Source organism: Sphingomonas sp. MJ1 (PH-R8) (genome assembly GCF_048058635.1).
Classification (GTDB): domain Bacteria; phylum Pseudomonadota; class Alphaproteobacteria; order Sphingomonadales; family Sphingomonadaceae; genus Sphingomonas.
The window spans coordinates 55,601-64,088 of sequence record NZ_JBBEFX010000019.1 but is presented as its reverse complement, the minus strand read 5'-3'; the positions used below and the strand labels follow the sequence as shown (position 1 = coordinate 64,088).

Annotated in this window: 4 protein-coding genes; all 4 read left to right on the top strand. The window is 69.4% G+C overall.

What is annotated here, in order from left to right; genetic code table 11:
* The coding region (locus VPH46_RS14105) for a cellulose biosynthesis cyclic di-GMP-binding regulatory protein BcsB (protein ID WP_416612180.1) at positions 1-3,531 on the top strand (3,531 nt) is incomplete at its 5' end.
* Positions 3,531-6,938: a cellulose synthase subunit BcsC-related outer membrane protein gene (locus VPH46_RS14100; RefSeq protein WP_416612178.1), complete on the top strand. Its 3,408-nt coding sequence runs from the start codon at positions 3,531-3,533 to the stop codon at positions 6,936-6,938. The genes VPH46_RS14105 and VPH46_RS14100, both read left to right, overlap by 1 nt.
* Positions 6,935-7,399: a cellulose biosynthesis protein BcsD gene (bcsD, locus tag VPH46_RS14095; protein ID WP_125962094.1), complete on the top strand. Its 465-nt coding sequence runs from the start codon at positions 6,935-6,937 to the stop codon at positions 7,397-7,399. The genes VPH46_RS14100 and bcsD overlap by 4 nt, the downstream gene beginning before the upstream one ends.
* Positions 7,389-8,450, top strand: a complete 1,062-nt coding sequence (locus VPH46_RS14090; protein ID WP_416612176.1) for a glycosyl hydrolase family 8 — start codon at positions 7,389-7,391, stop codon at positions 8,448-8,450. Before bcsD ends, VPH46_RS14090 begins: the two co-directional genes overlap by 11 nt.
* Positions 8,451-8,488 lie beyond the last annotated feature (38 nt).

Below are 8,488 nucleotides of genomic sequence, written 5' to 3'. Positions count from 1 at the left end.
CTCTTCTACGGCGCTGTCCAGCGCGGCAACGATCTTTGGAACGCGACCTTCTTTTGCGGCTCGTGCGCGATCATCCGCCGCGAGGCGCTGATGCAGACCAACGGCTTCGCCGGCGAGACGGTGACCGAGGATGCGCATACCGCGCTCAAGCTGCAGCGCATGGGCTGGAACACCGCCTACATCGCCGCGCGCCTGTCAGCCGGCCTGGCGACCGAGCGCCTGGTGCTGCACATCGGCCAGCGCATCCGCTGGGCGCGCGGCATGACGCAGATCATGCGCATCGACAATCCGCTGCTCGGACGCGGCCTGAACTGGCAGCAGCGGCTTTGCTACATCAACGCGATGCTGCACTTCCAGTTTCCGTTGCCGCGGATCGTGTTCCTGACGTCTCCGCTCGCCTATCTGCTTGCCGGCGCGAACATCATCCACGCCTCGGCCGGGCTGATCTTCGCCTATGCAGCACCGCACTTGTTCCTGGCGATGCAGTCGAGCGAACGCATCCAGGGCGGCGAGCGCCGTCCGTTCTGGGGCGAGATCTACGAGACGCTGCTCGCTTTCCATCTCGTCAAGCCGACGGTCTACACGCTGTTCCGCCCGCACGAGGGCAAGTTCAACGTGACGGACAAGGGCAGTCTGCTCGACCGGACCTATTTCGACTTCGCGACGGTCAAGCCGCACCTGATCACGATCGGCCTGCTGCTGTTCGGCATCGCCTTCGGTTTTGCGCGGCGGCTTCTGTTCCCGGGCGAGTTCGATGTGCAACTGGACACGCTGTTCCTCAACACCGCCTGGGCGATGTTCAGCGTGGTCATCCTGCTGGCGGCCGTTTCGGTGGCACGCGAGCGGCGCCAGACGCGCCAGCATATCCGCTTGCCGGTGAAGCTGCCGGTGACCGTGTACCTCGACGATGGCTATGTGCTCGACGGGACCACCAAGGACGTGTCGCTGGGCGGCCTGTCGCTGACGCTGCCTGAAGGCGTGTCGCTGACCGGGCGGACCGTGACCGACGTGGCCCTGCCGATGGGAGACGACATGCTGACACTGCCGGTGGAGACGATGCGGACGCGTGGATCCAATGCCTTTCTTCGTTTCCCCGAGCTCTCGCCCGATCTTGTCCGCCTGCTGGTGCGGTCGGTGATGGGCCGCGCCGACGCCTGGCAGCCCGCCGGTCCGCACCCGACCGTCTCCGGCTTTCGTTCGCTTGCGCACATCACCGCGATCGGCATCGGCACACTCGGCAATATCTTCCGCCGGGAGCCGAAGAACGTGGCGACCGGCACCCCGGCGCCGATCAAGGCCGCTGCGGCGCTGGCATTCACCGTTCTTGGTGCGGCGATGCTGCGTCCGGACGCCGCCCACGCACAAGTGGCGCCGGAGACCGCCGGGGCCGCGGTCGCTCCGGCTGCCGATGGGACCGGTCGCCAGATCCGCCTGACGCTGCGCGACCTGCAGCAGCGCCAGCCGATCCGTCTGGGCAGCACCCATGGCGAGATCGGCATTCCGTTCGGCGTGCGCTCCGACGCGGTAGTCACCGCCGCGACGATGACGCTGACCTTCGCCTATTCGCCCGCGCTGCTCGGCGACCTCAGCCAGATGGTGGTGCTGGTCAATGGCGAGACGGTTCGCACCATTCCGCTGGTGCGGGAGACGGCAGGCGGCACCCAGCTGACCTTCCCGGTCGATCCGGCGCTGTTCCTGCCGGGGGACAATCGCCTGAACCTGAGGTTCCTGGGTCACTATGCCCGCGATTGCGAGGACCCGTTCCACAGCTCGCTTTGGGCGAACATCAGCAACACGCGCACCTATCTCGACCTTTCCGTCCAGCCGCTGCCGCTCGACCCCAATCTCTCCCGCTGGCCGGCGCCGTTCGTCGACCGCGCCGATCCGCGCGCGCTCAACCTGCCGTTCGTGTTCCTGAGCACGCCGACGGCCGGTGAACTGGAGGCGGCGTCCGCGCTCGCCTCCTGGTTCGGCAGCCTTGCGAGCTACCGCGGCTTCTCCTTCCCGCCGCGCTACAACCAGCTGCCGCGCGGAAACGCGGTGCTGTTCCTGACCAACGCGCGTCGGATGGGCAACTTCGGCGGCAACATCCAGGGACCTTCGGCCTCGGTCGTCCGCAACCCGGCGGACCCCTCGGGCACGCTGCTGCTGGTGATGGGCCGCGACGACCGCGAACTGAAGCAGGCGGCGGCGGCCCTGGCGCTCAGCCGCGGGCTCGCGGGTGGAACGAGCGCGTCCTTTGCCGGCGTCCGTATCCCGTCGATGCCGCGCTACAGCGCGCCGCGCTGGCTGCGCACGGATCGTCCGGTGGAACTCGGCGAGTTCACCCAGGCCTATGCGCTGCAGGGGCAGGGGTTGCCGCCCGGACCGCTCACGACCTCGTTCCGCGTCGCGCCCGATCTCTTCTTCTGGCCGCGGCAGGGCGGCGACCTGCGCCTGCACTACCGCTACCCCGGGGCGCCCTGGCTCGACCGGCGTGCCTCGCGGCTCGATATCTCGATCAACAACCAATATCTCGGCACGGAGCCGTTGCGCGGCGCGTCCTGGTGGCGGCGGTTGATGGGTGACGATGCGGCGGAGTCCTACACGTCCACCGCAGACATCGTGCTGCCCGACTACAACCTGTTCGGCCAGAACCAGCTGATCCTGGACTACAACCTGATCGTTGCCGACAAGAAGCGGTGCGAAGGCACGCTTCCGGACAATGTGCGGGTCAGCATCCTGCCGGACAGCACGGTCGACCTCGGCCACGCCTACCACGCCATCCGCATGCCGGACCTCGCGACCTTCGCGGGCGCCGGCTATCCGTTCACCATCCGACCGGACCTGGGCGAGACGGTGGTCATGGTGGGTCCCAACCCGGCACCTGCGACGGTGGAAGCGCTGCTGGCGGTGATGGGTCGCCTGGGCGACTCCACCGGCGCCGCCGCGACCCAGGTGACGGTGGTGACCGACGGCTCGGCCGATCGCGCGACGGGCAAGAACGTGCTCGTCGTCGGCGACATGAAGCTCGCAGCCGGCTCGCTCTTCGCCGGCGCGCCCGTCCACTATGAGAACGGCCGCCTGCAGGTGCGCAAGCGGAACCCGATCATGCGCGCGGTCCAGTTCGTCTCCCCCGACAGCCGCGATGCAGAGGAATCGGTGGGAGAGGCGCTCTACAGCAGCGACAACTTCAGCGGCATCGTGAGCTTCCAGTCGCCGTTCGACAGCGACCGCACCGTGGTGGCGCTGCTGGCGACCGATCCGCTGAACCTGCCCCAGATGGTCGCAGGCCTGGCCGACGTGAAGATCAACGCGGCGGTCCAGGGCGATCTCTCGATCTTCACGGGCGACGACATGGCCAGCTTCGCGGTCGGCGATCGCTACTGGGTCGGTGCGCTGCCGTTCTGGATGAAGGCAGCCTATTGGACCAGCCAGCGTCCCTGGCTACTGGCGCTTTCCGGCATCCTGGCGGCGATCCTGTTGTCCTGGCCTGCCTATTTCCTGCTCAAGCGACAGGAGCGCAAGCGGCTCCAAGCGGTGGAAAAGTGATGCGAACCCGATCCTTGCAGTGGCTGCTGAGCGGCGCCGTCATCGTCACGATGGCTCCTCCCGTGGCGGCACAGGCACAGGCGGATGCCGTGCCGGCACTGCTGCGCCAGGCGAAATACTGGGAAGGCCGCGGCCGCCGCGACTTGGCCGTCCAGGCGTACCGCCGCGTCCTCGCGATCGACCCCAACAACGCCACCGCAAAGCGCGGCATGGCGGGGCCGACAGCAGCGCCTGCTCCCGCACCGGCACCGGCCAAGCCGGCTCCAGCCCGTCCGCAGCCCAAGTCCCAGCCCCAGCAGCCCGCAGCGCGGCCCGCTCCGGCTCCCGCGGCTCCTGCGGCGCCCCGCCGCCAGGCAGCGCCCGCGCCCTCCCGTGATCCCGGCGGCGATGCCCGGGCGGCCGGGTTCGCCGCGCTCGACGACGGCAACCTCGAGCGCGCGGAAACGCTGTTCCGCAGCGCGCTCAAGCGCTCGCCGAACGATGGCGACGCGCTGGGCGGCCTCGGCCTGGTCGAGCTCCGGCGCGAACGCTTTGCGGAGGCACGCGACCTGCTGCAGCGCGCCTCGCGCCGCGGCACCGGCAACCGCTGGGCGGAGGCACTCCAGTCGGCGAGCTTCTTTGCGGATCTGCGTGCGGCGCAGGCCGACTTCGATGCGGGCCGCGTCGCAGAGGCGCAGGCAACGGCCGAGCGCCTGTCGCGCAGCGACAATCCCGCCGCGCAGACCGCAACCGAACTGCTTGCCCGCATCTACCAGCAGCAGGGCCGCTATGCGGACGCCGCCAATCTCTACACCCAGGCCGCCCGCGCGAGCGGGGGCGCCCAGGTGGGTGCATTGCGGGTAAGCGCGATCCGTGCGCAGGCACAGGCGGAGGTGGCCGCCGGTCGCCCGGGCCAGGCGCAGCAACTCTACGACCGCGCCATCTCGCTCGACCCGAACGACCCCTGGCTGCGCTACGACTATGCCCGGTTCCTGCGCGACCAGCGCCGGCCGATGGACGCGACCACGATCATCAGCCCGCTTGCCCAGTCGGCCGCGCCGGAGTCGCTCTACGCCGCGGCGCTGTTCGCGCAGCAGTCCGGCCAACTGGGCGCGGCGGAAACGCTGATGGCGCGCATCCCGGAAGGGTCGCGTACCGAGGAGATGAACGGCTTCGTGCTCGGCCTGCGCGCCGAAGCCGCCGTCACGCGCGCCCGGGCGCTGGGTGCGCAGGGGCAGCAGCAGGCCGCGCTGCAGTCGCTCCGCCAAATCGCCGACATGCCCAACCTGCCGGCGGCGCAGACCGCCACCATCGCGACTGCGTTGTTCGAGCTTGGCGATACCCAAACCGCCTCCATGCTGGCGCAGCGTGCCGCCGGCATGCCCGTGGCCTCTGCCGAGGCCTATGACCCGATCGTCCGGGTCCTGGCCGCCACCGGCCAGGACATGGCGGCGGAGGAAGCGCTCTCGCGTGCGACCCAGCTTGCCGGCGGCACGGCGCAGGGGATGCAAACCGTGGCGACGCTGCGCTCCGCGGTGGCGGTCGCACGCGCCGACCGCCTGCGGCTCGCCGGTCAATATGCCCCGGCCTTCGACGTCCTGCAGCAGGCATGGGCCGCGACGCCCGGCGACACCGACGTGCTCGCCTCCCTGGGACGGCTCTACCAGACCGGGGGGCTCAACGCGCAGGCGGCGCAGACCTATCGCATGATCCTGGCGAAGGACCCGAACAACCGCGATGCGCTGATCGGCTTTGCCGAGACGGCATCGTCGGCCGGCGAGCACGGCGCCGCGCGTGAGGCGGCCCGGCAAGCGATCCGCGTCGCGCCCAGCGACTATCGCACCTATCTGGCGGCAGCGCGCATCGAGCAGGCGCGCGGAGACGACGGCGCGGCGCGCAAATATCTCCAGCAGGCGCGGACCCTCTATGTGGGACAGGCGGGCGCTGGCGGCGCCAATCCCTTTGCCGGCAATCCGTTCGCGCAGATGGCGCAGCCGACGGTTGCGACCAATCCCTTTGCCCCCGTCGCCTCCGGGAGCAATCCGTTCGCCTTCGGTGCCGGCGGCGTCCAGACCGCGTCTGCGGCGCCGATGGGGCTCGCGCCCGTCGGCGGGGCGCCCGTGTCGCCCTTTGCCACCTCGCCCCGGTCGGACGGCTACGCCGCTCCCTATCCGGCGGGCGGCGCTGCGGCGGCACCACAGGGCTGGACGCCCGGCGCTCCCGGTTCCCCCGGCTCGGCACCTCAGATGGCGGCGCAAGGCGGCGATCCGGTGCTCCAGGGGATCGAAGCCGACATGCGCCGGCTCGCCGCCAGCAGCGCCCCGCGCGCGGACGTCACCACCGGCTTCCGCGACCGCTCGGGGGAAACCGGACTCAGCTCGCTCAAGGAAGTGAGCGGCACTGCCAAGCTGTCGACCGGCTTTGCCGGCGGGCGCGTCGGCGTACAGGCGCAGGCTGTCGTCCTCGACGCCGGTCGTCCCACCGGCTCCGGGCTCGCCCGCTTCGGGCGCAACGGCACGGCCGAAGCGCAGGGCATCGTCGCCCAGCAGCCGTCGGAACTCACGCAGGCAGCGACCCAGCACGACGCGGGCGTCGCGGTTGCCGCCACCTATGAGGGCGATCTGGTGCAGGCAGACGTGGGCACCACCCCCCTTGGCTTCGCCAAGCATCATGTGGCGGGTGGGGTCGCGCTGACGCCGCGCTTCTCCGCCGAGGCGAGCGGCCGCGTCTGGGGTGAGCGGCGGCCGGTGACCGACAGCATCGTTTCCTATGCCGGTACGATCGATCCCGTGACTGGGGATTTCTGGGGCGCCGTGATGCGCACCGGCGGCGGTGCTTCGCTGTCCTGGGATCGCGACGGCACCGGCGCCTATGTCGACGGGGCCTGGCATCATTATGATGGCACCGAAGTTCGCGACAACCACTCGATCCAGTTCAACGCGGGCGGCTACACCCGCGCCTATCGCGATTCGCGCTCGTCGCTGACGATCGGGATCAATGCCAATTACCAGGCGTTCGGGAACAATCAGAACTACTTCAGCTATGGGCACGGCGGCTATTTCAGCCCGCAGAGCTTCTTCAGCGTGAGCTTCCCGGTGCGCTTCGCGATGAACACGAACGGCTTCGAGATCAGCGCCAATGCGGCGCCCGGCTATCAGAGCTACGAGCAGGACGCGGCGCCGCTGTATCCGACCGATCCGGGCGCGCAGACGGTTCTGGATCAGCTGAAGGCCCAGAATACCGACGTCCGCGCGAGCTACGACAGCCTCAGCGATACCGGCTTCGGCCTCGCCGCAGGGGCGTCGGTCTACTACGGGCTCGCCGGCAGCACCCGCGTGGGTGGTGACATCAATGTTAACACTTTTGGCCAATACAACGAAGTGCGTACCTCGGTAGGTATCAAACAGACGTTGGGAGGCGACAAGTGAGCAAGCCGATGCTGATGCCTTGGCGGCTTGATCCGTCAGAAACCGGGCTTCAGCCGCCGGTCATGCTCGCATGCCACATGGTGGACGAGGCGTGGGAGGTAGCGGAGCCCGAGCAGGCGCAGGCGTTCTTCCGTGCCATCGGCGCCCGCATCGCGCGTGCCTATCCGCTCGGCGAGGCGCAGTCCAACGACGAGATATTTGCCGCCATGAACGCCTTCTGGGCCGAAAGCGGCTGGGGCCGGGTGGTGCTGCGCTTTGCCGAAGGCGGGCTGCAGATCCTCCATTCGGAGTTGCCGCCGGCGCCGCACGGCATGGACGACGGTCGCTGGCACGACACTGCGGTGGCCGTGCTCGCCGGCATCTACGACCATTGGCTCGGCCAGCTCGGCGGCAGCGCGAGCATCCGCACGCGTGTCCTCGGTTCCAGCGAACGGAGCGTGGAATTCTTCTATGGTGCTTAATCGACGCGCGCTGCTGCTCGGTGCCGGCAGCAGCTTCGTCGTCGCATGCTCGGGGCGCGCGGCGGACAATGGCCACGACACCGCCGGCAATGCAGCCGCACCGCGCAAGACGCCCCCGGTGACAGGCGGCAACCCTGCTCTGATCCCGTCCCTCTGGACCGGCTTCAAGGGCAGCTTCGTGCAGCCGGACGGCCGGGTGATCGATACCGGCAACAACGGCGTCAGCCACACGGAAGGGCAGGGCTATGCGCTCGTCCTTTCCGCCACGGCAGGCGACCGCGACGCGTTCGATCGCATCCTCGCCTGGACGGAAAAGACGCTGACGCGCAGCAGCGACCCGCTCTATTCCTGGCGCTACGACCCCAATGCCGCCCAGCCCGTCGGCGATCCGAACAACGCCACCGACGGCGACATGCTGATCGCCTGGGGGCTGATGATCGGTGCAGACCGTTGGCGCGAGCGCTTCCTGGCGGAGCGGGCCGCGGCCATCCGGAACGCGCTGCACGACACCATGTTGCGGCAGGTCGGGAACGACCTCTTCCTGGTTCCTGGCGGCACCGGGTTCGAGCAGCAGGGCCGGCTGACGCTCAATCCTTCCTATTACGTGTGGCCCGCGCTCGAACGGTTCCGGGCGGCGGATGGCGACAAGAAGTGGGATGCCGTCATCAAGGGCGGGGAGGCGCTGATCGCCCGGGCGCGCTTCGGCCAGCATGCACTGCCCACCGACTGGGTGGACGTGACGCCGGACGGCAGCATGTCGCCGGCTGCGGGGCGTGATCCGCGCTTCGGCTTCGACGCGGTACGCGTGCCGCTCTACCTCGCAATGGCGGGGCGCGGTGCCAAGGCGGACGCGATCGCGCGCTTCTGGCGCGGCTATGGCGCCGGGCCAATTCCCGCGTGGATCGATGTTCGCACCGGGCAGACCGCACCCTTTGCGCTATCGAGCGGCGCGATGGTGGGCGTACGCCGCCTGCTCGGCCAGCCGCTGCCGGCGCCGACCCCGCAGGCTGATTATTACGCCAGCGTCCTGCAGGCACTCGCCTATCTCTGAGCCGTAGTACCCGCCGTCGTTCAGGACTTCGACCGGAA

Coding starts and splice junctions, on each gene's coding strand:
- VPH46_RS14090 (WP_416612176.1), top strand. CDS start 7,389: ATGGTGCTTAATCGACGCGCGCTGCTGCTCGGTGCCGGCAGCAGCTTC.
- VPH46_RS14100 (WP_416612178.1), top strand. CDS start 3,531: ATGCGAACCCGATCCTTGCAGTGGCTGCTGAGCGGCGCCGTCATCGTC.